The sequence below is a fragment of the Streptomyces sp. NBC_00490 genome (genome assembly GCF_036013645.1).
Classification (GTDB): Bacteria; Actinomycetota; Actinomycetes; order Streptomycetales; family Streptomycetaceae; genus Streptomyces; species Streptomyces canus_F.
This window is the reverse complement of sequence record NZ_CP107869.1, coordinates 851,227-873,795: the sequence shown is the minus strand read 5'-3', so window position 1 is coordinate 873,795 and position 22,569 is coordinate 851,227. Positions and strand designations below refer to the sequence as shown.

The 22,569-nt window shown below is 70.4% G+C and carries 16 protein-coding genes and 2 pseudogenes; 14 read left to right on the top strand and 4 right to left on the bottom strand.

Features of this window, described 5'->3' with window-relative positions; translation table 11 throughout:
- Positions 1-135: 135 nt before the first annotated feature.
- Entirely contained in the window at positions 136-1,122 is a 987-nt protein-coding gene (locus tag OG381_RS03660) for an ornithine cyclodeaminase family protein (protein WP_327714621.1), read from the bottom strand.
- A 212-nt stretch (positions 1,123-1,334) separates the two neighbouring features.
- Positions 1,335-1,775: pseudogene (locus tag OG381_RS03655) on the bottom strand (DinB family protein).
- 106 nt (positions 1,776-1,881) lie between these two features.
- Between OG381_RS03655 and OG381_RS03650 the strand changes: the two are divergent.
- From OG381_RS03650 to OG381_RS03595, 12 genes and pseudogenes are all read left to right on the top strand, one after another.
- Positions 1,882-2,100: a hypothetical protein gene (locus tag OG381_RS03650; RefSeq protein WP_327714620.1), complete on the top strand. Its 219-nt coding sequence runs from the start codon at positions 1,882-1,884 to the stop codon at positions 2,098-2,100.
- A gap of 401 nt (positions 2,101-2,501) precedes the next feature.
- On the top strand, positions 2,502-3,080 hold the full coding sequence (locus OG381_RS03645; protein WP_327714619.1) for a GNAT family N-acetyltransferase: 579 nt from the start codon (positions 2,502-2,504) through the stop codon (positions 3,078-3,080).
- 417 nt (positions 3,081-3,497) lie between these two features.
- Positions 3,498-4,073, top strand: coding sequence for a snapalysin family zinc-dependent metalloprotease (locus tag OG381_RS03640; RefSeq protein WP_327714618.1), 576 nt, complete (start codon positions 3,498-3,500; stop codon positions 4,071-4,073).
- Positions 4,074-4,267: 194 nt separating this feature from the next.
- On the top strand, positions 4,268-4,642 hold the full coding sequence (locus OG381_RS03635) for an SH3 domain-containing protein (RefSeq protein WP_327714617.1): 375 nt from the start codon (positions 4,268-4,270) through the stop codon (positions 4,640-4,642).
- 139 nt (positions 4,643-4,781) lie between these two features.
- Positions 4,782-6,293, top strand: a complete 1,512-nt coding sequence (locus tag OG381_RS03630; RefSeq protein ID WP_327722374.1) for an MFS transporter — start codon at positions 4,782-4,784, stop codon at positions 6,291-6,293.
- A 393-nt stretch (positions 6,294-6,686) separates the two neighbouring features.
- Positions 6,687-7,997, top strand: coding sequence for a glucuronoxylanase (locus tag OG381_RS03625; RefSeq protein WP_327714616.1), 1,311 nt, complete (start codon positions 6,687-6,689; stop codon positions 7,995-7,997).
- A 225-nt stretch (positions 7,998-8,222) separates the two neighbouring features.
- Positions 8,223-9,413, top strand: coding sequence for a carboxylate-amine ligase (locus OG381_RS03620; protein ID WP_327714615.1), 1,191 nt, complete (start codon positions 8,223-8,225; stop codon positions 9,411-9,413).
- Positions 9,414-9,560: 147 nt separating this feature from the next.
- Positions 9,561-11,345 carry an N-acetylglutaminylglutamine amidotransferase gene (locus tag OG381_RS03615; protein ID WP_327714614.1) on the top strand — a complete coding sequence of 595 codons (1,785 nt, stop codon included), beginning with the start codon at positions 9,561-9,563 and terminating at the stop codon, positions 11,343-11,345.
- Positions 11,318-13,396, top strand: a complete 2,079-nt coding sequence (locus tag OG381_RS03610) for a S9 family peptidase (protein ID WP_327714613.1) — start codon at positions 11,318-11,320, stop codon at positions 13,394-13,396. The genes OG381_RS03615 and OG381_RS03610 overlap by 28 nt, the downstream gene beginning before the upstream one ends.
- A gap of 154 nt (positions 13,397-13,550) precedes the next feature.
- On the top strand, positions 13,551-15,014 hold the full coding sequence (locus OG381_RS03605; protein ID WP_327714612.1) for an aminotransferase class I/II-fold pyridoxal phosphate-dependent enzyme: 1,464 nt from the start codon (positions 13,551-13,553) through the stop codon (positions 15,012-15,014).
- Positions 15,015-15,186: 172 nt separating this feature from the next.
- Positions 15,187-15,282 (top strand): annotated as a pseudogene (locus tag OG381_RS03600) (SDR family NAD(P)-dependent oxidoreductase); the annotation flags it as partial.
- An 80-nt stretch (positions 15,283-15,362) separates the two neighbouring features.
- On the top strand, positions 15,363-16,175 hold the full coding sequence (locus tag OG381_RS03595) for an SDR family NAD(P)-dependent oxidoreductase (RefSeq protein ID WP_327714611.1): 813 nt from the start codon (positions 15,363-15,365) through the stop codon (positions 16,173-16,175).
- Between the two features lie 82 nt (positions 16,176-16,257).
- On the opposite strand, the gene OG381_RS03590 is transcribed toward OG381_RS03595, so the two are convergent.
- Together OG381_RS03590 and katG are read right to left on the bottom strand one after the other, a co-directional pair.
- Positions 16,258-17,562: a cytochrome P450 gene (locus OG381_RS03590; RefSeq protein WP_327714610.1), complete on the bottom strand. Its 1,305-nt coding sequence runs from the start codon at positions 17,560-17,562 to the stop codon at positions 16,258-16,260.
- A gap of 107 nt (positions 17,563-17,669) precedes the next feature.
- On the bottom strand, positions 17,670-19,862 hold the full coding sequence (katG, locus tag OG381_RS03585; protein ID WP_327714609.1) for a catalase/peroxidase HPI: 2,193 nt from the start codon (positions 19,860-19,862) through the stop codon (positions 17,670-17,672).
- Between the two features lie 264 nt (positions 19,863-20,126).
- Between katG and OG381_RS03580 the strand changes: the two genes are divergently transcribed.
- Together OG381_RS03580 and OG381_RS03575 are read left to right on the top strand one after the other, a co-directional pair.
- Positions 20,127-21,272 (top strand): baeRF2 domain-containing protein, encoded by a 1,146-nt coding sequence (locus OG381_RS03580; RefSeq protein WP_327714608.1) that lies wholly within the window; start codon positions 20,127-20,129, stop codon positions 21,270-21,272.
- A 349-nt stretch (positions 21,273-21,621) separates the two neighbouring features.
- Positions 21,622-22,455 (top strand): PIG-L family deacetylase, encoded by an 834-nt coding sequence (locus tag OG381_RS03575; protein WP_327714607.1) that lies wholly within the window; start codon positions 21,622-21,624, stop codon positions 22,453-22,455.
- The last annotated feature ends 114 nt before the right edge of the window (positions 22,456-22,569 follow it).

Sequence of the window (22,569 nt, the reverse complement as noted above, 5' to 3'; positions counted from 1 at the left end):
GTGCAGCTCGCGCTGTGTGTCCTCGATCAGCTGGATCCACTGCCGCTGACTGGCGACGACAGTCGTAGCGTCACCAGTGCCCGCACCCGGGGCCATGAAGAGGCGGGCGAACTGTTCGGTCTTCGCGTGTCGACGTCACGTCAGGGTGATGTCGGCGCCGGCCGATTGTTTGTGGGCGGCGGTGACGACCAGTCCCGCGGCGACCGCGTCTTGGACCGCCACCCCCACTGACTTGTACAAGGTGATCTGGTCGGACGAGGTGCGGCCCGGTTTGACACCGGAGACGAGCTCGCCCAGCTCGGCGTGGATGTGCTCGGCTTTGATGACGCCGTCTCGGATGGGCGCCAGCAGATCGTTGCTGCCCGCGGGGAAGGGAGCCAGCGCGGCCTGCCGCGATTCGACGCACACCAGCGCATCGGCGATGGTGGCGTCGTCGATCTCACGGCCGGCCGGGTTGTAGCCGACCGAGGTGATGTGGACCCCGCGCGTCAGCCAGGGACGGCGGATCACCGGTTCGAGGGCATGGGTGGTCGCTGCGACGATGTGGGCTCCATTGAGTGCCTCGACGGGGGTCATCGCCCGTACGTCGGCGTCCAGTTCGGAGGAGAGCTCCGCGGCGAGCGCGGTCGCTTTCGCCGGGTCGCGGCCGGCGACGCGGACTTCGCGGATGGGGCGGACGCGGCACATCGCGCGGGCGTGGGAACGGGCCTGTACTCCGGTACCCAGGACGGCCAGGACCGTTGCGTCCTCACGCGCCAGCAGCCGCGCCGACAGTGCCGAGCAGGCGCCGGTCCGCGCCGCGGTGATGGCCGTACCGTCCAGCAACGCGGTCGGCTCGCCGGTGGACGGATCGAACACGACGATGACCGCTTGATGGGTAGGCAGCGGCGTCGCGGCGTTGCGCGGGAAGAGGGAGACCAGCTTGGTCATGAGAACACCGGCCGACGGCACGTATCCCGGCATCGCCGCAAGGAAGCCCTCTTGTTCGGGCACAAGCGCTGCGATCCGGTCCGGTGCCGAGGCGCGGCCCGCGCTGAGGTCCGCCATGGCCGGGGCCAAGGCGTCGATCAGCGCGCCCATGTCGATGAGGGCCTCGACCTGCGAACGTCCGAGCACAAGCATCCGGTGAACCCTCCCAAGAGCCCTCGCACCAGGCCACGAACGGTCGGCCACAGCCTTGTCCCAAGACCCACCCGACCCCGCCACAACACGCCACCTCCTTGAGTATGTCCATCCCGATACGCTTCGCCACGTCCGCCTGGCGGAATGCTGCGGCACGATCAGCGTCCGGCCGACACTTCCGGCGGTATGCGGCGCGGTACGGCTCAGTCCCGTCAGCGGTAGAGGTCGCGCAGCAGGGAGATCTCGGCGCCGTGATGGATCAGCTCCTGTTGACGTGCAGGACGATGCCCTCCATGGGAAACCGCTCGGGACCGACCGTGGGCGGATTCTCCAGGTCGGCGTCCGAGAGCTCGCGGACCCCCGTGTAGGCGAATGTCTGGGAGTCGATGCCCTGGCCACCGAAGTGCCATCCGACCCGATAGCCCAGGCAGGACCGGGTCAGAGGACGCGGAGTCCATCGTCCATTGCCCCGAACGTGCCGACATCGGCACGGCCGACATGCCACGTGGGCGGATGCTCCAGCAGCCATGCACCGGCTCCCAGAAGTACTCCTCATCGGCAAGACCGTGCAGCCGCGGCCGCACGTTCTTGTGCCAGTGCCGGTCAAGCTGGTCCGCTCGCGCACGCGGCTTCGCAGGGGTCTCATGTCCCAGCCGCGCCGGACGGCAGGGGAGCGGAGAATCCACACCAGTCCCTGACGGCCACGCGGCTGGCGCAGCACACCAGGCGTCTCAGTCGTTCGGCGTGCAGGGTTGTTTCATGGCTACCGATCACCCCGTCGTCGTCTACCCGCCCACCGCGGACGGAGGCCGACGCGTGCGGATCGATGACCACTTCGTTGGCATCGCCTACAGCGTCCTCGACATCGCCGCCTTCGTGCAGGAGGCCGGGCTGCAGGACTGGGACGAGATGGACGTCGTCAGGTCCTCGCTGATCGAGTGGCGCAGCGGCGGGCCCGACGCCTGGACGCCCATCTGATGGCTACGTGGCTGACCGATGCCGGAAGGGCAAGCGGGGGAGTGGTTCCGGCTGCGGGCCGGGGCGCGCTTTGAACACGGGGAGGAGGACCAGAACGTCGGCCTAGGGATCACCCGGACGACCTCGGCTCTGTGACGCTCAAGTGGCGCGGCTTGAAAGCGAATTGGCGAGCTGCCCGGCTGGGCAGTCGCTGCGCCAGTGACGGAGAGTTCTTCTCATCGGCGTCAACCGCCCTACCCGATGCGCCTGTTGGTGGACCAGGCTATGGGCAGGGGGCCGGTCGGGGGTGCTGAAGGATGGCATGCGCGATCCGCTGGTAGGCGGTGTCATGGCCGTGAGGTCCGGACCGGGCTCGGATATTCGGTGTCCTGCCCGCCCCGCGAGGACACAAGATGGTGCGCATGACTTTGGCCACCCCCACACTGCACACGCCTCGCCTGCGACTGCGCCCCTTCACCGAGGCCGACGCGGAATCCCTGTTCGCGCTGCACAGCAGCGCCTACGTGATGCGGTACTGGGACTCCCCGCCGTGGATCGACCGGGCTCGCGCCGAGCGTTTCATCGCGACGTGCCGGACGATGGCGGACGAGGGTGCCGGGGTGCGGCTGGCCATCGACCGTGCTTCTGACGGGGCCTTCGTCGGCTGGTGCGTTCTGGCCGAATGGAAGCCGGAGTACCGCAGCGCGTCGTTGGGCTACTGCCTCGCCGAGGCGATGTGGGGCCACGGCTACGCGACGGAGGCGGCACATGCCCTGGTGCGGTGGGCGTTCGACACACTGGATCTGAATCGGATCCAGTCCGAGACCGACACGCGCAACGTGGCATCTGCCCGGGTCCTGGAGAAGATCGGGTTCGTGCGGGAAGGGACCTTGCGGGAAGACTGCGTCGTGAACGGCGAGGTGTCCGACTCGTGGGTGTTCGGATTGCTCAGGCGAGAGTGGCGGCCGTCGGCTGTGCCGATTCCAGCCCGCGAAGCGTAGCGTTTGAGCCCGCTTCTGATAGGGGCCGCAGCAGAGCCATGGCGGTGTTGTCGTGGGCGGACGCGGTCGGCGCTGCGGTGGCGTCCGGTCCCGTCGCGGTGTCCAAGACGCCAACCGGCGCGGACCGGGTCCCCGGTCGCTGGCTATCCGGCGAGACGCTGAGGTGCGGCTGCCTCTGCATGCCCCGCATCTCGAGACGGTTCTGACGGGTGGCCGCCCAACTTCCCTTTCAGGGTGCGGTAATGACGTAAAAAATTGGCCTGGCAGGTACATGACCTACAAGGCGTGCGGGGCATACCATCGCAAGGCCCCGGAGGGGCGGTCGACGACACGTCCTGCCCCACCGGACCATCGTGCCGCTCCTTCGCGTACCCGGCCCCGCCGGGGCCGGAATCCCCCCACGGACAAGGAGCAGAAATGCCCCTCGGCACATGGCTCAAGGCAGGCACTTCCGCCGCGGCGCTCACCCTCGCCATGGCGAGCGCCGCGACTGCGGCCCCTGTGGCTGAACACCCCACCGCACAGGCGGCCGTGGTGACCCTTCGCTACGACGACAGCCGCGCCGCCGGCTGGGAGGCCGCGATCGCGGCCGGAGTCGCCTCGTGGAACGCGAACGTGAGCAACGTCAAACTGGTGGAAGCGGCATCCGGCACCGGTGCCGAGATCGTGATCGTCGCTACCACGGGCTGGCCGCAAGCCACCCTCGGCCCCGTCCGCCCGGGCCGTCAGGTCCGCGTCGAACTCGGAAGTCAGGCCGTGAGCCAGGGCTACGACAAGACGCGGATCGCCGCCCACGAGCTGGGCCACAGCCTCGGCCTGCCGGACACCAAACCCGGCCCCTGCTCACAACTGATGTCGGGGTCGAGCGCCGGTACGGCATGCACCAACGCCGTACCCAACGCGACCGAGCGGTCCCGTGTGCAGTCCGCTTACGCAAGCGGCGTCGCCGCGCTCGTGCCCACCGATGGCCGGATCCTCATCGACGCACCCTGAGCACACGGCCTCGATGGACGGCTTCCCGGGGACCTCGGTGACATCCCCGGGACGTCGTCCCGCCACGTCCGAGTCATCCGAGTCGTCAGTTTCCCCTTTCGTCCCACCGCGACCCTGACAACTGTCAGGGTCCGCTCCGCCCCTGGGCTCCCTACAGTCCTGAGCGTCAGCCACACCACTCAGGGGGAACTCGCATGACCACTCACCTCTTCGCCAGGACCGCGCTCGTCGGCGCCGGGGCCCTCGCTCTGCTCAGCCCGCTCACCGCGGGGACCGCTGCCGCGTCCACCGCAGCCGAGCAGGGGGCCGCCCGTGTCATGGCCGCGCCGTACGCGGTCGTGCCGTACGAGACCGTCAACGTCCGCACGGGGCCGTCCACTGCCTTCCCCGCGGTGGGGACGGTGGCGGCGGGTGAGACGCGCGGCGCCTACTGCTGGGAGCTGGGTGGATGGGTCAGCGACTACGGCTTCACCAACAGGGTCTGGGTGAAGCTCGCCGAGGGGTACGTCAGCGCTGTCTACCTCAAGGGCGACGAGTACGGCGACCTGCCCGCCTCGGCGAGCTGCTGATTGATGCGACCTTGATGGACGTCTACGTCTGAGGCGGTCCGTCCTGCGCCGGTCAGTGGCCGGTCGGGTGTGGCCAGGGTCCTGGAAGGGAACCTGTCCAGCCTGATCGTGGCGCGGCGGAAGGAACCTTGTGGCAGCGGTGTCTGACTCGGCGGCGAACGGACCGCACGCGGGCGGGGCCGAGGACGGCTACGTTCCGGATCCCAACCGGTGGCATGCGCTGTGGGTCACCCTCGTCGCGGGGTTCATGAGCCTGCTCGACGTGACGATCGTGGCGGTGGCTCTGCCGACCGTCCAGCGTGAGCTGGGCGCCACCCCCGCCCAGGTGCAGTGGGTGGTCTCCGGGTACGCGCTCTCCTTCGCCCTGGCCCTGGTCACCGCCGGGCGGCTCGGCGACGCGCTCGACCGGCGGCGGATCTTCCTGCTGGCGCTGAGCGGGTTCACCCTTTTCAGCGCCGCGTGCGGTGCGGCCCCGAACATCGCCTTGCTGGTGGCGGCCCGGCTCGCCCAGGGGCTGGCCGCCGGCTTCATGGCCCCGCAGAACTCCGCCCTCATCCAGCAGATGTTCCGCGGCGCCGAACGCGGCCGCGCCTTCGGTTTCTTCGGCGCCACTGTGGGCATCTCCTCCGCCGCCGGACCTCTCACCGGCGGTGCCATCCTCGCGCTCGCCGACGGCTCCGAGGGCTGGCGGTGGATCTTCTTTGTCAACGTGCCGATCGGTGTGCTCGCTGTCCTGCTCGGTCTGCGCCTGCTGCCACGCGTCGAGCGCTCCGGCCGCGGGTCGGTGGACGTTCCCGGTATCGCGCTGCTCGGCCTGGGCGTGCTGGCGGTCATGTACCCGCTGGTGCAGGCGGACTCCGGCGGCATCGGACGGCTGTGGTGGCTCTTCCCGGTGGGTGCGGTGCTGCTCGCGCTCTTCACCCGGCGTCAGTTCCGCCTGGTCGCTCGTGACTCCCAGCCCTTGCTGGATCCGCGGCTGTTCACCACGGTGCGGGGCTACGCGGTCGGTGCGGGTGTCGGCACGCTGTACTTCATCGGGTTCAGTGGGGTGTGGCTCGTTTTCGCGCTCTTCTACCAGGGCGGGCTCGACTTCACGCCGTTGAAGTCCGGCCTTGCCGTCACCCCCTTCGCCCTCGGATCCGCCGCTGCCGCGGTGGTGGCGGGCCGACTCGTGGACCGTTTCGGTCGCCTGCTGACGGTGTGCGGGCTGAGCGCCGTCATCCTCGGTATGGGTGGCGCCGCGCTGCTGCTGTGGCTTGTGGCGGGCGACGTGGCGCCCTGGGTGGCCGCACCGGCTCTGTTCGTCGCGGGCATCGGCGGAGGCTTCGTGGTCTCCCCGAACATCACCATGACCCTGCGGGACGTGCCCGTGCGCATGGCAGGGGCTGCGGGCGGCGCCTTGCAGACCGGCCAGCGTCTCGGGGCGGCTGTGGGTACCGCGGCTCTGCCCGGCATCTACTACCTCGTCCTGGGCGGCACCGATCACTACCGCACGGCATTGGTCACCGCGCTCGGCGTGGCCCTTGTCGGCATGGCCGCCTCGCTGGCGCTGGCCACCGCCGACTGGCTGCGCGACCGTGGGGGCGACAATTCGCCCCGCCGCTGCCCGGACGAGGTCGCCAACAGTCCTGTCCACTCCAGGCAGGGCTGAACGGGCAGCCCCGGTGTTTCCGATGGCGGCACGGCATCGGGGGTTCTGACAGGTGCCCGGACACGTTTGGGATGTACCACCAAGTGCTGGGGGAGTGGTCCGACAGGATCTCGCTCCACTCGGTGATCGTCCGCCGGCGGGCCGGCCGCCCGGTCCGAAGCCGCCGCGTCGAGGGGCTTGACCTCGGTGACGGGCATCGTTAACTTTCGTCAGGTCCGCCACATGGACATCGTTCAGCATGTCGAACAACATGGGTGCCACGGTGAGCCGCTGAACGGGCATCGGGGCGACGACCAGTAGTGCTGTCCGTCAAAGCTTTCCGTCAAACGGCACGTGTGCAGTCATCTACGCCTATGGGAGCGCTCCCATATCGCCCGTACCTACGGAGGAGACATGGCACAGAGTCGGAAAGAGCCCGAGAGCGGGGACCGGAAATCGCCGAGCCGGAGGACTGTTCTCGGCGCGATCGGAGCCCTGCCCGTCCTCCCCGCCACGGCATCGGTCGCGCGGGCCTCCGATGCCGGGACCGCGCTGGTCGCTGCCACGGCGGTCATCGATCCGTCGGCGACCCGGCAGACCATCCGCGGCTTCGGCGGCATGACCCACTCGGCCTGGATCGGCGACCTCACAGCGGCTCAGCGGGACACGGCATTCGGGACCGGCGACGGACAGCTGGGGTTCAGTGTGCTGAGGATCCCCGTGCCCGAGGACCGGGCGGCGTGGAGCCGCGATCTGGCGACAGCGCAGCGTGCGGTCGAACGAGGGGCCGCCGTCTTCGCCTCACCGTGGAATCCGCCCGCCTCCATGGTCGAGACCTTCGTCCGCGGCAGCCAGACCGACGCCCGGCGTCTGCGGTACGACATGTACGGCGCCTACGCCCAGCACCTGAACGACTTCACCACCTATCTCCGGAACAACGGAGTGAATCTGTACGGCATATCGGTGCAGAACGAGCCCGATTACGCGCACGACTGGACGTGGTGGACCCCCGCCGAAATCGTCCGGTTCCTGCGCGAGAACGCCGGCTCCATCAGCACCAGGGTCATCGCGCCGGAATCCTTCCAGTACCTGAAGAACATGTCGGACCCGATCCTCAACGACCCGGCTGCGCTCGCCAACGTGGACGTCATAGGGGCCCACCTCTACGGCACGCCGTTCGCGAACTTCCCGTACCCCCTCTTCAAGCAGAAGGGCGCGGGCAAGGAACTCTGGATGACCGAGGTCTACTACCCCAACAGCTCGGATTCGGCAGACCTCTGGCCCCAGGCGCTCGACGTCGGGGAGCACATGCACCGGGCCATGGTGGACGCCGAGTTCCAGGCCTACGTCTGGTGGTACATTCGGCGCGGCTACGGCCCCATGCGCGAGGACGGCAGGATCAGCAAGCGCGGTGCCTGCATGGCGCACTTCGCCAGGTTCGTCCGACCCGGGTATGTGCGGGTCTCGGCGACGGCGAATCCGGCGACGAACGTCTACGTCTCCGCGTACCGTGGCGGCGGCTCCACGGTCGTCGTCGCCATCAACAAGGCATCCGCCGCGGTGAGCCAGCAGTTCACCCTGGCGAACACCACCGGTTCCAGTGTCGCTTCGTGGCTGACCGACGCGAGCAGAAACGTGGCGTCTCAGGGCACGAGCAGCGTGTCGAACGGCTCCTTCACCGTGTCGCTGCCTGCACGAAGCGTGATGACGCTCGTGATCCGCTGAACGGACCGGGACTCACTCCCGCGGGCAGAACCCGGCGGTCCGGTGCCCAGCGAGGACGACGACTAGCCGCTCATCTGTGGAGCATCTGTGCCAGATGGGCGCCTGAGCGTGCTTAGTCATCGCCGCTCTGGGCACTTGGAGATCGTCATCACAGCCGCCGCGTCCGCCCCTCGAGGGCACGTTTGCAGACACGTGCGGAGCTCGGGTCAGACCGCTAGGAGTGACGTGAACGTACACATCGGAGTGGAGGAGGAGTTCCATCTCCTGGAGGTGGAGAGCGGGCTGCTCGTGCCGCGCGCCGAGCAGGTGCTGCGACGGCTTCCCAGGCCAGGCTTCACCGCGGAACTGCACCAGTCGACCGTGGAGTCGAACAGCGGGGTGCACGCCTCGCTGGACAACCTGTACGCCGACCTCTCCCGCATCAGACGCCGGCTCGACGCGGCCGCCTCCTCGCTGGGACTGGCCGTGGTGGCCGCGGGGACGGCGCCGCTGGCACCCGCCGCCTCCGGGGCCCCCACCGCCGACGCGCGCTATCGCCGTATGGTCGAGGAGTACCGCCGGGTGGCCGACGAGCAGCTCATCTGCGGCGCGCAGGTCCACGTGGACGTACCCGACCGCGACACCGCGGTGCGCGTCATGTGTGCGATCTCGCCGTGGCTGCCGGTGCTGCTGGCGCTGTCCGCGAGTTCGCCCTTCTGGCAGGGGGTCGACACCGGCTATGCCAGCTGGCGCACGCTCGTGTGGCAGCGCTGGCCGAGTGCGGGTCCGGTGGGTTGCTACGCCGACGCGGCCGAGTACGAAGCCGCCGTCGACGAGCTCGTCCAGGCCGGGATCATCAGCGATCCGGGGATGATCTACTACGACGTACGGCCCTCCGCCCATCTGCCCACGCTGGAACTGCGCATCTGCGACGCCTGTCCGCGTGTGGAGACCGTTGTCCTCGTCGCCGGGCTGTTCCGTGCCCTGGTGACCGACGCCCGCGACCGTCTGGCGGCCGGCCCGGTGGCGTGCGACGGCCACCACGAGTGGTTGCGCGGCGCCTCCTGGCGAGCCGCGCGATCCGGGCTGGAGGGGACATTGGTGGACCCCGAGACCCGTCGGGAGGCATCCGCCGCACGAGTCGTGCGCAAGCTTCTCGATCGTCTGCGTCCCGCGCTCGAAGCCCACGACGACTGGCAGACCGTCTACGCCCTGACCAGGAGGGTCCTGGCCGAAGGCAGCGCCGCTCGGCGTATCCGTCGCGTGGCCCAGGAAGAGGACCTGCTGGCCTGTGTCGATGTGCTGATCGCCGAAACCCGCGGCGAACGCAGGGACCGTCGGCCATCATCCCCCGGCCGCAGGAAGACCCTGCCCTCCGCCACGGGCCCCGCGGTCGCCTCCACCGCCTCCGGGGCGCCGAAGGCCGTCGCCCGCTGATCCGCGCCGCCGCGCGCAGTCTTTCCCGACGTCACAGAAGAGGTTTCCCATGTCCAGCCATCCCTTCCGGGCTGCGGTCCGCAGCCACGGCCCGGAGGTCCCCCACCGGAGCGTGACCGACGAAGTTCGCAAGGGAGGTGACGTCGCATGTGCGGGTTGAGCGGTGAGATCCGCTTCGACGGCCGGCGACCCGACCTCGCGGCCGTCGAGCGCATGAGCGACAGCCTTGCCGCCCGTGGACCCGACGGGCACGGGACCTGGACTCGGGGCGCGGTGGCGCTGGGACACCGCCGCCTCAAGATCATCGATCTGTCGGATCTCGGGGCGCAGCCGATGACCGACACCGACGGCGAGCTCACCGGCGTCTTCAACGGCTGTGTCTACAACTACCGGGAGCTGCGTGAAGAGCTCCAGCGCCTCGGCCACCGCTTCGCCTCCACATCCGACACCGAGGTGGTTCTCAAGGCGTACCGGCAGTGGGGCACCGCGTGCGTCGAGCGCTTCTACGGCATGTTCGCCTTCGCCCTCGTCGAGCACCGCACCGGCCGCGTCGTACTGGCCCGCGACCGCCTCGGCATCAAACCGCTGTATCTGGCAGAAGCGCCGGGCCGGCTGCGGTTCGCCTCGTCGCTGCCCGCCCTTCTCGCCGCCGGCGACGTCGACACCACCCTCGATCCGGTGGCCGTCCACCAGTACCTGACCTGGCACGCCACGGTCGCGGCCCCGCGCACCGTCCTCAACGGCGTGCGCAAGCTGCCGCCGGCCACCGTGCGGGTCGTCGAACCGGACGGCTCCCACCGCGACCACCGCTACTGGCAGCCCTCGTACACGCGCCGGGACGAGTACGCGGACATGGGTCCCGACGAGTGGCGGGACGCGGTGCTGGAGGCCCTGCGCACGGCCGTGCGCCGCCGGATGGTCTCCGACGTGCCCGTCGGCGTCCTGCTCTCCGGCGGCCTGGACTCCAGCCTGATCGTGGCGTTGCTGGCCGAGGAGGGGCAGCGGGACCTGATGACGTTCAGCGTCGGGTTCGAGGCCGAGGGCGGGGAGGAGGGCGACGAGTTCCGCTACTCGGACCTGGTGGCCCGCGAGTTCCGTACCGACCACCGCCGGATGATGGTTCCCTCCCGGCGGGTGTCGACCGCCCTGGACGACACCGTCGCCGCGATGAGCGAACCGATGATCAGCCACGACGTGGTCGCGTTCCACCTGCTGTCCGAGCAGGTCTCGCGCGAGGTGAAGGTCGTGCAGAGCGGGCAGGGCGCGGACGAGGTGTTCGCCGGATACCACTGGTATCCGGAGCTTGCCGCGGTGGCGCGCGAGGAGGAACCCGACCGGTACGCCGAGGTCTACTTCGACCGCCCGCATGCCGACCTCGCACACGTGCTGGAGCCCGACATGCTGCCCGCCGACGATGTCTCGGGCCGTTTCGTCAGGGAACACATGGCGCTCCCCGGGGCACAGACCGCCCTGGACGCCGCGCTGCGGCTGGACACCCATGTCATGCTCGTCGACGACCCTGTGAAGCGGGTCGACAACATGACCATGGCCTGGGGCCTGGAAGCCCGGGTGCCCTTCCTCGACCATGAACTGGTGGAACTGGCCGCGGCCTGCCCGCCGGAGCTCAAACTCGCCGACGACGGCAAGGGCGTACTGAAGGAGGCGGGCCGCAAGCTGCTGCCGAGGGAAATCGTCGACCGTCCCAAGGGGTACTTTCCCGTCCCCGCCATCAGGCAGATGGCGGGCCCCGTCCTGGACCGGGTGCGCGAGGCCCTCGAAGCGCCCGAGGCCAAGAAGCGCGGGCTCTTCCAGGAGTCGTACGTGACCGAACTCCTCGCGGCACCCGACGAACACCGGACCAAGCGTGGGGCCAACGCCCTGTGGCAGGTGGCTCTGCTGGAGATATGGCTGCAGACACACGGAATCCAGTGAGCGGCCGGCCGCTCACGTCGACCGTGCGGACAGCGCCACCGGGCTACCGTGCCGCGCCGGCCCCGGTGCCGCTGCCCGACGCCACAGGCCCGCGCGACGCCGTCATCCGGCTGCACGCGCACGGGTGCTGGTATCCCTCCGCCGACCCCGACGGCGCCCAAGCGGCGTTCATCTGCGACCGGGGCGGCAGTCCGCAACTGTGGGCCGGCCCCGTCGACGGCGAGGAGGTCCGACTGCTCGACGCCACCCCGGACCCGGTCACGGAGGTGTCCTGGTCACCGGACGGCCGATGGATCGCCTACACCACCGCACCCGGCGGCGGCGAACACACACGGGTGCTGTGCGTGCGGCCCGACGGCACCGGCCGGCGCATCCTGGCCGGCGCCGACCCGGCCACCTCCGCCTATCTCGGCTGCTGGGCGCACGACGGAACGGCCGTCGCGATCACCCTCGCGACATCGGCCGCCCGCGGCCACGGCACACGGCGTCCCGGCCCGCCCGACCTGGCCGGGAGGGACAACGGCGGGCCCGGAACCGCTGGGCCGGGCACGGGGGCCACCGCCCTTGCGCCTCTCATCACCCGTGCGGGTGGCGGGCTGTCGTCCTACCTGGTCGACCCGGACGGCCTCATGTCCCCCGTGCTGCTGGCCACGGAGACCAACGCCGCAACGCTGCGGGTGTGCGATCTCAGCCCCGACGGCTCTCTGGCGCTGCTGCGCCGCGGACCGCGCGGGCGCCGGGAGGCGGTTCTGCGGCGTCTGGACGACGCGACGACAATCTCCACCCTGCCGGTCGCCGACGGTGATCCATGGATCGGCCGGTTCTCCCCGGACGGGCGCACGCTGTGGCTGCGCAGCGACGCCGACCGTGAGTACGCGGCACTGTTCGCCCTCGTCCTCGACGCCGACGGCGTACCGTGCGGCCGCACGGTGGTGGCGGAGCGCGAGGGCAGCGGGCTGGAACTGCTGTCGCTGGGCCACGACGGCCGCACCGCCGTGCTGACGTGGAACGTCCAGGGGGCGAGCGAACTCGAACTCGTCGAGACCTTCCCCGCGCGACCCGTCCCGGACACCACCGGCCCGGCACGGCCCGTGCCCCTCCCGCACGAGGTCATCACACGGATCGTCCCCGCCGGAGCGGGACGGCTGCTGCTGGCCCTGTCCGGCTCGCGCCGCCGCCCAGGCGTGTGGTGGGCCCACGAGGGCGTGTCGCTGCTGCGCACCCCGTGGTCCGCCCGCGACGAGGACACCGTCCCGCCGGGCCGCCCACCCGTGCGTCCCGTCCCCCTGCGGCCGGTGGCGCGCGACGGCCTGCTGCTCAGCGGCTGGTACCACCGGGCGCCGGGACGCGCCCCGAACGAACCGGCCCCCTGCGTCCTGTATCTGCACGGTGGCCCGGAGGAGCAGGAACGCCCGGTGTTCAACCCGCTCTACCACGAGCTGATCGGCCGCGGTCTGGACGTCTTCGCGCCCGATGTCCGCGGTTCCGGCGGGCACGGCAGGTCGTTCGTCGACGCCGACCTCGGGGCGGGTCGCTTCGCCGCGCTGGACGACGTCGCGGACTGCGCTGCCCACCTCGTCGGGGCCGGTCTGGCGGACCCGACCAGGCTGGCCGTGATGGGGCACTCGTACGGCGGCTATCTGACCTTCGCCTCGCTCGTGTGGCACCCGGATCTGTTCCGCACCGGCGTCGCCGTCTGCGGCATGTCCGACCTTCTGACCTTCTTCGCCGGCACCGAGCCATGGATCGCCGAGTCCGCCGCCCACAAGTACGGCGACCCCGAAAGCGACCAGGCGTTGCTGCGTGCCCTGTCGCCGATGAACCGCATCGACGCACTGCGCGTCCCCGTGCTCGCCGTCCACGGCGAACACGACACCAACGTCCCTACGGCGGAGTCCGAACAGTTCGTCCGGGCCGCGCGCGAACGCGGTGTCCCCGCCGAACTCCTCCTCCTGCGCGACGAGGGCCACGAGTTCCGGCGGGCGGACAACCGGCGACTGTTCCGCCGGGCAGCGGCCGACTGGATGGAACGGCACCTCGGCGGGCTGTGAAACACCGGCGTGCGCAGCGCCGCCCGTGCGGCGACGGGCGGTCCCGGTGAGCTCTCGAGGGTTCGCGGCCACGTACGAGGTCAACACGGTGTGTGGACCGACAGGGCCGTACGGCCTCGACGCCTCGAAGCGAGGCGGCGGCTTGGGAGGAGCCATGGATCACTCGCGGGTTCCCGTACTGGAGGCGCTGCAGGAATTCCGGCGCCGTGAGGACGTCGTGTTCGGGCCGCCGGGCCACAAGCAGGGTCGCGGCGCCGACCCGCGCGTGGCCGGGATCGTCGGCCTCGACGTCTTCCGCTCGGACGTCCTGGCCCTCAACGGCCTCGACGACCGCCGCCAGTCGCAGGGCGTGCTGAGCCAGGCCCAGGAGCTGATGGCGGACGCGGTCGGCGCCGAGCAGGCGTTCTTCTCCACCTGCGGCAGCTCGCTGTCGGTCAAGACCGCCATGCTCGCCGTGGCCGGTCCCGGCGAGAAGCTTCTGGTGTCCCGCAACGCGCACAAGTCCGTGATCTCCGCCGTCATCGTCAACGGGGTCGAACCGATCTGGGTCCACCCCAAATTCGACCGGGAAAGGCACATCGCCCACCCCCCGGAGCCCGACGACGTACGCCTCGCTCTCGAGGAGCATCCCGACGCCAAAGGCATGCTGCTGATCACGCCCACCGACTGGGGCAGCTGTGCCGACATCCGGGGCGTGGCCCGGGTGTGCCACGAGTTCGACGTTCCCCTCATCGTCGACGAGGCATGGGGCGCCCATCTGCCCTTCCACCCCGAGCTGCCCGCCTGGGGCATGGACGCGGAAGCCGATCTCGTGGTGACCAGCGTGCACAAGATGGGCGGCGCGATCGAACAGAGCTCCGTCTTCCACCTCCAGTACGACCGCGTGTCACCGGAGGCGCTCAAGCAGCGGGAGGACCTGCTCGGTACCACCAGCGCGTCGACCCTGGTGTACGCCACCCTCGACGGCTGGCGGCGCCAGATGGTCGAGCACGGTCACGAACTCCTGGACGTCGCCCTGCGCCGCGTCGAACGTATCCGCACGGCCGTCGGCGATCTGCCGGGCCTCCGGCCCATGGGCGGGGAGATCATCGAGGAGGGTCTGGCCGCCGACTTCGACCCCCTCAAGATCGTGATCGACGTGCGGGAACTCGGCATCAGCGGCATGGAGGCCGCCGAGTGGCTGCGCGCCGAACGGCACGTGGACGTCGGCGGCTCCGACACCTGCCGCATCAGCGCGTCCATCACGCACGCCGATGACGACGGGACCGAGAGGGTGCTGCTGGACGCCCTGGGTGCCCTGGTCGAGGGCGCCGACTCCATCGAGCGCCGCCCCCCGGTCCGGCTGCCTGAGCCCTCGGCACTGGAGCTGGAGCAGGCCATGCTGCCGCGCGAGGCGTTCTTCGCCGAGGTCGAGCACGTGCCCGCGGAACGCGCCGCCGGCCGCGTCTGCGCGGAGATGATCAGCCCGTACCCTCCGGGCGTGCCGGCCATCGCGCCCGGCGAGGTCATCACCGACGAGGTCCTCGACTACCTGCGCAGCGGCGTCGAACACGGCGTCCTGATCCCGGACGCCGCCGACCCCTCGGTGCAGACGCTGCGCGTGGTGGCCCGGCACTGATCCCGGGCACCGCACGTCCCGGGGCGACACCCGCAGCCGGCGCTTCCTCGACGAACAGGGGGTGCACGCGCGGTCGGCACATCGCCGAGGGTGACCCGGTCGTTCCGGGTACCCGGTCGGCTGCGGAGCCGGACCCGACCCGTCCGGCGCGAGCGGAGATGAGAGGTGCGGCATGGGACTGCGGGATCACGTGGTGGTGGTGACCGGAGCGTCCAGCGGGATCGGGCGGATCACAGCCGAGGCTTTCGCCCGCAAGGGATGCGCCGTGGTGCTGGCGGCGCGTCGGGAGGAGGCGCTGGAGGCGGCGGCCAAGGAGTGCGCCCGGCATCGCGGGGGCGGACGCTGGTCGTGCCGACCGACACGACGGACGCCGGCGCGGTCGAGGAGCTTGCGCGGCGTGCCGTGGCGGAGTTCGGCCGGATCGACGTCTGGGTCAACAACGCGGCCGTCAACGCCTTCGGCCGCTTCGAGGACGTGCCGTTGGAGGACTTCCGCAAGGTGCCGGACGTGAACGTGATGGGCTATGTGTACGGGGCCCGGGCCGCCCTGCGGGTGATGAGGGAGCAGGGGACGGGCACGCTGATCAACATCTCGTCCATCGCGGGCGCCGTCGCCCAGCCGTACAGCCACCCCTACAGCATGTCCAAGCACGCCGTCCAAGGGCTCGGATCGAGTCTCCGGCAGCAACTGCGGGTGGAGGGGGTCAAGGGGGTGCACGTGTGCACCGTGATGCCCGCGACCATCGACACCCCGCACTTCGAGCAGTCGGCCAACTTCACCGGGCGCAAGGTGGTCGCCATGCCCCCGGTCTACAGCCCCGAGCGGGTTGCCCACGCCATCGTGGACCTGGTCCGCCACCCACGTCGTGAAGTGGTGGTCGGTCCCGCCGGCCGCGCCCTGGTGCGCCGCTCCCGCAGGACGCCGGCGCTCGCGGAGCGGGTGATGGCACGGCAGGCCGACAGGACGCATCTGTCCCAGAACGAGGAGGCTCCGGCCACCCACGGAGTGCTGCACGTACCGGCGCCAGGGGAGGGGGCGGTACACGGAGGCTGGGGCGGGCGCCGACGCACTGCGATGCGCCGCACGGCCGTCGCCGCCGCCCTGACGGGAGCGGCCGTGACCGCCGGGCGGCGAATGGTGCGTGCCACGTCGAGTACCTGACCGACTAACGCGCCGACGCCGTGTGCGGGCCTTGGGCTCGCACACGGCGTCGGCGCGTCGATGTCCTTCCTGCCAGGGGCCGTCAGAGGGCGCGTGTCCGCGTCTGTCCCCGCGACGCCGCCTTGCCGGTGCCGCTGGCCGTTACCGGCTCACGGACCGCCTCGATGACGAATCCACTGCGCACGCGAGCCGGCAGACGGTTCAGCGGGATCCTCAGATCCTGTTCCGGCACGTCGTACCGCAGCCGGGCCAGCCGTGGTCCGAGGGCGGCCAGCAGCGCGATCGTGATGTCCTCGCCCGGGCAGCGGTGACCGGTGACGCGGTCGCCCCCGCCCTGGGGAATCAGCCCGTCGCGCTCGGGCGGCCGCCCCAGGAAGCGCGCCGGGGCGAAGGCGTAGGGATCGTCCCAGAGGGCGGGATCGTGGAGCTGCCCGAACACGTCGAGAAGGACCAGAGTGCCGGACGGGATCAGCTCTCCTTGCCACTCCAGGTCGGTGACCGCACGGGCGCCGAGGAACGGGACGAAGGGGTAGAAGCGGCGCAGCTCGTGGGCGAACGCGACGGCGTATGCGGCCTCGTCTTCCGACAGCCGTTCCCGGACGGCGGGATCGCGGTGCAGTGCGTGAGTGGCGTAGGAGACGAACCAGCACACCGCGACGGTGGGACGGATGACGTTGAGCAGCTCGACCGCGGCGGTGTGCGGGTCGAGGAGCTGGCCGTCGGCATCCCGGTGTCGGCTCACCGCTTCCAGCACCGACCCGGCCGGCGCCGAGGCCGTGCCCTCCCGTACGTCGGTCACGAGGAGTTCCAGCCACGCCTCACAACGTGCCCGGGCGCGGCGCGCCCGCCAGTGACGTGGCCCCGGGGTGGCAAAGCCGTCGACCATGGCGACCAGGTCCCGGGCCGTCTGCCCGGCGTCGTCGAGGAGGGGGATTCCGGTCCACCGGCAGACGCCCTCGGTGAGGATGCGGCTCGCTTCGTCGAACAGGACGACCGACGGCCGGCCGGGCCACGACGCCACGGCCTCGTCCCACGCCGCGGTGACACATTCCACCAGGCCACCGACCGCCTCAGGGCCGGTGAGCAACGAGAGGAACATCTCCTTGCGGACGCGGTGCGTCTGCCCGTCCAGGGTGTGGACGGCTCCATGGCCGAACAACGTGCTGAGCACCGGGCCGGGAAGGGCCGTCTGACGCTCCACGTGCCGCTCGTCGTAGAAGAAGCGGACTGCATCCGGCCCGTGCAGGGCGACGGCCTGCTGCCCCATCAGCCGGGCACGCACCACGGGAGCGGTGGTGCGGGCCCGACGGTCGGGCAGCCAGGTGTACCCCTTGGCGAGGAGGGCGAGTGAGCTGTCGGTGAGAGGGGGGCGAGAGCTCCGATTCATGGGTCTCTGGGTGCCCGTCGCCCGCGACTGAAAACGCGGAAGGAGGGTCCCGGGGTCCCCTCGGCCAAGAGCTCGGAAACGCCTGGCCGAGGGGCCCTGGGCTTCGCTCAGCGGCGGACGTCGTACCGGTCGAGGTTCATCACCTTGTCCCACGCGGCAGCGAAGTCCCGTACGAACTTCGCGTCGGCGTCACGGGAGGCGTAGACCTCGCTGAGGGCGCGGAGCTGGGCGTGCGAGCCGAAGACGAGGTCGACGGCGGTCGCGGTCCACTTCACCTCGCCCGTGTTCCGGTCCCGGCCTTCGTACACGTTCTCGTCCGTGGCCGACGTGGACCATTGCGTGCGCATGTCGAGGAGGTTGAGGAAGAAATCGTTGGTCAGGGACCCGGACCGGTCGGTGAGAACGCCGTGTGCGGAGCCCTTGTAGGTGGTGCCGAGGGCTCGCATGCCGCCGATCAGGACGGTCATTTCGGGGGCGGTGAGGTTCAGCATGTTCGCGCGGTCGAGCAGGAGGGTCTCGGGGGAGAGCTTCTCACCCGCCCTGAGGTAGTTGCGGAACCCGTCCGCCTTGGGCTCGAGCACGGCGAACGACTCCACGTCGGTCTGTTCCTGTGTGGCGTCCGTGCGCCCCGGCGTGAAGGGGACGGTCAGGTCGTGCCCGGCGTCGGACGCGGCCTTCTCGATGGCCGCGCAGCCGCCCAGGACGATCAGGTCGGCGAGGGACACCCGCTTCCGGCCGGTCTGTGAGCCGTTGTAGTCCTGCTGGATCTGCTCGAGTGCGCGCAGCGTCTCGGTCACCTCGGGGACGTCGTTGACCTCCCAGCCCTTCTGCGGCGCCAGCCGGATCCGTGCCCCGTTGGCACCGCCGCGCTTGTCGGTGCCGCGGAAGCTTGCGGCCGAGGCCCAGGCGGTGGTGACGAGCTGGGAGACGGACAGGCCGGAGGCGAGGAGGCTTCCCTTGAGAGCGGCGATGTCCGAGTCGGTGATCAGGTCGTGGTCGACCGCGGGGACCGGGTCCTGCCACAGCTGCGGCTCGGGAATCCACGGGCCGAGGTAGCGCGAGCGGGGGCCCATGTCGCGGTGCAGGAGCTTGAACCACGCCTTGGCGAAGGCCAGCGCGAACTGGTCCGGGTTCTCGTGGAAGCGCTGGGCAATCGGCCCGTAGACCGGGTCCAGCTTCAGCGCGAGATCCGTCGTCAGCATGATGGGGGCGTGCCGCCTGGACGGATCGTGAGCATCGGGCACCTTGTCCCGGGCGGAGGGGTCGGTGGGAGTCCACTGGTGGGCACCGGCCGGGCTCGACGTGAGTTCCCAGTCGTAGCCGAACAGGTTGTCCAGGAACCCGTTGTCCCACTTCGTCGGCTCGAACGTCCATGCCCCTTCGAGCCCGCTGGTGAGCGCGTCGCCGCCGACTCCACTGGCGCAGGTGTTGTGCCAGCCCAGGCCCTGCTGCTCGATGGGGGCGGCTTCCGGCTCGGGCCCGATGTAGCTGGGGTCGACCGCCCCGTGGCACTTGCCGAACGTGTGGCCGCCGGCGATGAGCGCCACCGTCTCCTCGTCGTTCATCGCCATCCGACCGAACGTCTCACGGATGTCTCTGGCGGCGGCCAGCGGATCCGGAGTCCCGTTGGGGCCCTCCGGGTTGACGTAGATCAGCCCCATCTGTACGGCGCCGAACGGACCGGCGAGTTCCCGATCCCCGCTGTAGCGCTCGTCTCCGAGCCAGGTGTCCTCGGGCCCCCAGAAGATCTCCTCGGGTTCCCACTGGTCCTCGCGCCCGAAACCGAACCCGAACGTCTTGAACCCCATGGACTCCATGGCGCAGTTCCCGGCGAAGACCAGGAGGTCCGCCCAGGAGATCTGCTGCCCGTACTTCTGCTTGACCGGCCACAGCAGCCGGCGCGCCTTGTCCAGGCTCGCGTTGTCCGGCCAGCTGTTCAGCGGAGCGAACCGCTGCGCGCCGGAACCGCCACCGCCCCGGCCGTCCGCCGTCCGGTACGTCCCCGCGGAATGCCAGCTCATACGGATGAAGAGCGGACCGTAGTGGCCGTAGTCGGCCGGCCACCAGGCCTGCGATGTGGTCATCACCTCGAAGACGTCGCGCTTGAGCGCTTCCACGTCGAGGGCCGCGAACTCTTCGGCGTAGTCGAAGCCCTCGTCCATCGGATTCGAGCGCGATGAATGCTGATGGAGAACCTGGAGGTCCAACTGATTGGGCCACCAGTCCCGGTTCGTCCGCGGCCGGCTCGCCGCGGGGGTGGGGGAGGGGATTGCCGGATTCTCGCTCTCACTGCCGGGCATGCGCGCACCCTGCTTCCTGCTCGGATCTGTCCCTTTTGCCGGTTGTTGCTCCTGACGTTGTTCGCTTTGCGGGAGCCGGGCAATCCGACACGCACACGGAGGGCGCCATGGCGCCCGCAGGAGGGAAACCTCGCTGCTCCTTGCGGGACGTCGGATGCACGGTCGTACGACGGACAACTCCCGTGATCCAAGTGGTGTGACACGTGTTTTGGTGCCGCCCGTCGGGCACCCGGCGTCGGAACGGGGACACGTAAGGAGGAACGTATGCAGCTGTCATTCCTGGAACCGCTCTTCGACCGCCCCGGCCCGTGGGCGACCGTGTACTTCGACCCCGCTCAGAACGACGAGTCGGGTGCCAAGCGGCGTGAGCTGTCCGCACGGGAAGTGAGCCGGACCCTCGAGGAGGAGGGCGCTGACGCGGCCACCACCCAGGCCGTGCGCGACGCCCTGATGAACGTCAGCCCCGCAGAAGACCCGGCGGGCCGAGTGATCTTCGCCGCCGGAGGGGAAGTGGTGCTCAGTCATCGCCTCTCCCGGCGGCCGCAGGGCCAGATCGCCTGCTGGGCCCCGCTGCCCCGCCTGACACCGCTGCTGGAGCTGTCCGGCCAGGACCCCGTCTGTCTCGTGGCGTACGTCGACCGGACCGGCGCGGACTTCGAACTGCGCGGGGCCGCCGGGCGGCAGGACGCCGGGCAGGTGAAGGGGCGGCAGTGGCCGGTTCACCGCACGACCACGGCGGACTGGTCCGAGCGGCACTTCCAGCTCAAGGTCGAGAACACCTGGGAGCACAACGCCGGCGAGATCGCCGAAGCGCTGAGCTCGGCGTACGAACAGTCCGGCGCCGACCTGGTCGTCCTGGTCGGCGACCCCCGCGCACGGCCGGCCGTGCACGAAAGGCTGCCCGAGGCCGTCCGACACATCACGGTGCAGACCGAGCACGGCGGCCGCGCCGAAGGCTCCTCCTCCGCCGTACTGGAAGAGGCCATCGAGCAGGCCCGACGGCAGTACACCCGACACCGCGTCGAGGAGGCGCTCGACCGCTTCCGCGCCGGACGGGTGGGCACCGACAGGCCGACGGACGCGGTGGAGGGAGTCGCGGCCCTCGCGGAAGCCGCCCGGGAGCACCGCATCGACACGCTGCTCATCCGGCCCGACGGGGCGGACCTGGCCCGCGAGACATGGGTGGGCGGCGAGCCCGACCAGGTGGCGGCGCGCCGGAGCGACGCGCGGACCCTGGCGCAGGCTGATCCGGTCCCCGTACGGGCCGACGACGCGCTGTTGCGGGCGGCGGCTGTCACCGCCGCCGACGTACTGATCGTGCCTCCTTCCGACGGGGACGGCGCGGAGGACCTTCCGGCCGGCGGTCTGGGCGCACTCCTGCGCTGGACGTACGAGCCGACCGCCGTCTGACGACGGCGGTCCGTCCTCCGGTGCGGCCCGGCCACCTGAGCAACCGGGGCGCGGGTCGTACCGGTGCGGGCGCCTGCCCGGCACGGGGGCCCGTGTCGTGTGCTTCGACACGAACAAGCGGCAAGACTCAGGCGTTTCCCCTTGCACGGCGGGAACAGCCGAGCCGGTCGGCACTGTTGCACCTGGCGAGGGACCGGCATCGCGCGGGCGGGGATCAGAGAAGAGCTGGTCCGCTCCGGCGCGGTCCGGCCCCCGGTCCGTGGTAAGCCCGGTCACTCGATCTCCGCGTGCCCTCATGTACGCCTGCCGCGGACTCGGACCCAGGCTTTCCACACAGGAGGACCGTTTTATGAACGACCGGCCGTTGACGCTCATGGCGGTACACGCACACCCCGACGATGAGGCAACCGGGACGGGCGGTGTTCTCGCGCGGTACGCGGCGGAGGGCATCCGCACGGTCCTCGTGACGTGTACCGACGGCGGATGCGGTGACGGCCCAGGGGGTGTCAAGCCCGGCGACCCCGGGCATGATCCGGCGGCCATCGCCCTGATGCGGCGTCAGGAACTCGAGGCAAGCCGCGACATCCTGAAGATCAGTCATCTGGAGATGCTGGACTACGCCGACTCCGGAATGATGGGCTGGCCGACCAACGACGCCCCTGAATCCTTCTGGCAGACACCCGTCGAGGAGGGCGCCGCCCGGCTCGCGGAACTCTTTCGACGCTACCGACCCGATGTGGTCGTCACTTATGACGAGAACGGCTTCTACGGCCACCCCGACCACATCCAGGCCAACCGCATCACGATGGCGGCACTGGAGATGACCGGGCTGGCATCGAAGGTGTACTGGACAACAATGCCCCGCTCGACGATGCAGCGGTTCGGGGAGGCCATGCGTGAGTTCGGTGCGGACGTACCCGAGCCGGATTCCGCCGAGGCCGAAGCCATCGCTGAGATCGGACTCCCCGACGAGGAGGTCACCACCTGGGTGGACACCACCGCGTTCGGCGGCCAGAAGTTCGACGCCCTGGCCGCGCACGCCAGCCAGGGCGAGAACATCTTCTTCCTCAAGATGGGCCAGGAGAAGTTCACCGAGTTGATGGGCGTTGAGACCTTCGTACGCGTCCAGGACACCACCGGCGCGGCCCTGCCCGAGAACGACCTCTTCGCCGGCCTGCGCTGACCCGCCCGCCCTGCGGCCGTCGAAAGATCACGGCCCGTGCTGCTCGGCTGCGCGTGCTTGCACGTCCGCAGGCGAGCAGCACCGTGGGATGGCCGAGTGCAGAAGGCCCCTCGC

Excerpts from the sequence above, each read along its gene's own strand:
- OG381_RS03660 (WP_327714621.1), bottom strand. The coding sequence starts at position 1,122 with ATGCTTGTGCTCGGACGTTCGCAGGTCGAGGCCCTCATCGACATGGGC.
- OG381_RS03650 (WP_327714620.1), top strand. The coding sequence starts at position 1,882 with ATGGCTACCGATCACCCCGTCGTCGTCTACCCGCCCACCGCGGACGGA.
- OG381_RS03645 (WP_327714619.1), top strand. The coding sequence starts at position 2,502 with ATGACTTTGGCCACCCCCACACTGCACACGCCTCGCCTGCGACTGCGC.
- OG381_RS03640 (WP_327714618.1), top strand. The coding sequence starts at position 3,498 with ATGCCCCTCGGCACATGGCTCAAGGCAGGCACTTCCGCCGCGGCGCTC.
- OG381_RS03635 (WP_327714617.1), top strand. The coding sequence starts at position 4,268 with ATGACCACTCACCTCTTCGCCAGGACCGCGCTCGTCGGCGCCGGGGCC.
- OG381_RS03625 (WP_327714616.1), top strand. The coding sequence starts at position 6,687 with ATGGCACAGAGTCGGAAAGAGCCCGAGAGCGGGGACCGGAAATCGCCG.
- OG381_RS03615 (WP_327714614.1), top strand. The coding sequence starts at position 9,561 with ATGTGCGGGTTGAGCGGTGAGATCCGCTTCGACGGCCGGCGACCCGAC.
- OG381_RS03610 (WP_327714613.1), top strand. The coding sequence starts at position 11,318 with ATGGCTGCAGACACACGGAATCCAGTGAGCGGCCGGCCGCTCACGTCG.
- OG381_RS03605 (WP_327714612.1), top strand. The coding sequence starts at position 13,551 with ATGGATCACTCGCGGGTTCCCGTACTGGAGGCGCTGCAGGAATTCCGG.
- OG381_RS03590 (WP_327714610.1), bottom strand. The coding sequence starts at position 17,562 with ATGAATCGGAGCTCTCGCCCCCCTCTCACCGACAGCTCACTCGCCCTC.
- katG (WP_327714609.1), bottom strand. The coding sequence starts at position 19,862 with ATGCCCGGCAGTGAGAGCGAGAATCCGGCAATCCCCTCCCCCACCCCC.
- OG381_RS03580 (WP_327714608.1), top strand. The coding sequence starts at position 20,127 with ATGCAGCTGTCATTCCTGGAACCGCTCTTCGACCGCCCCGGCCCGTGG.
- OG381_RS03575 (WP_327714607.1), top strand. The coding sequence starts at position 21,622 with ATGAACGACCGGCCGTTGACGCTCATGGCGGTACACGCACACCCCGAC.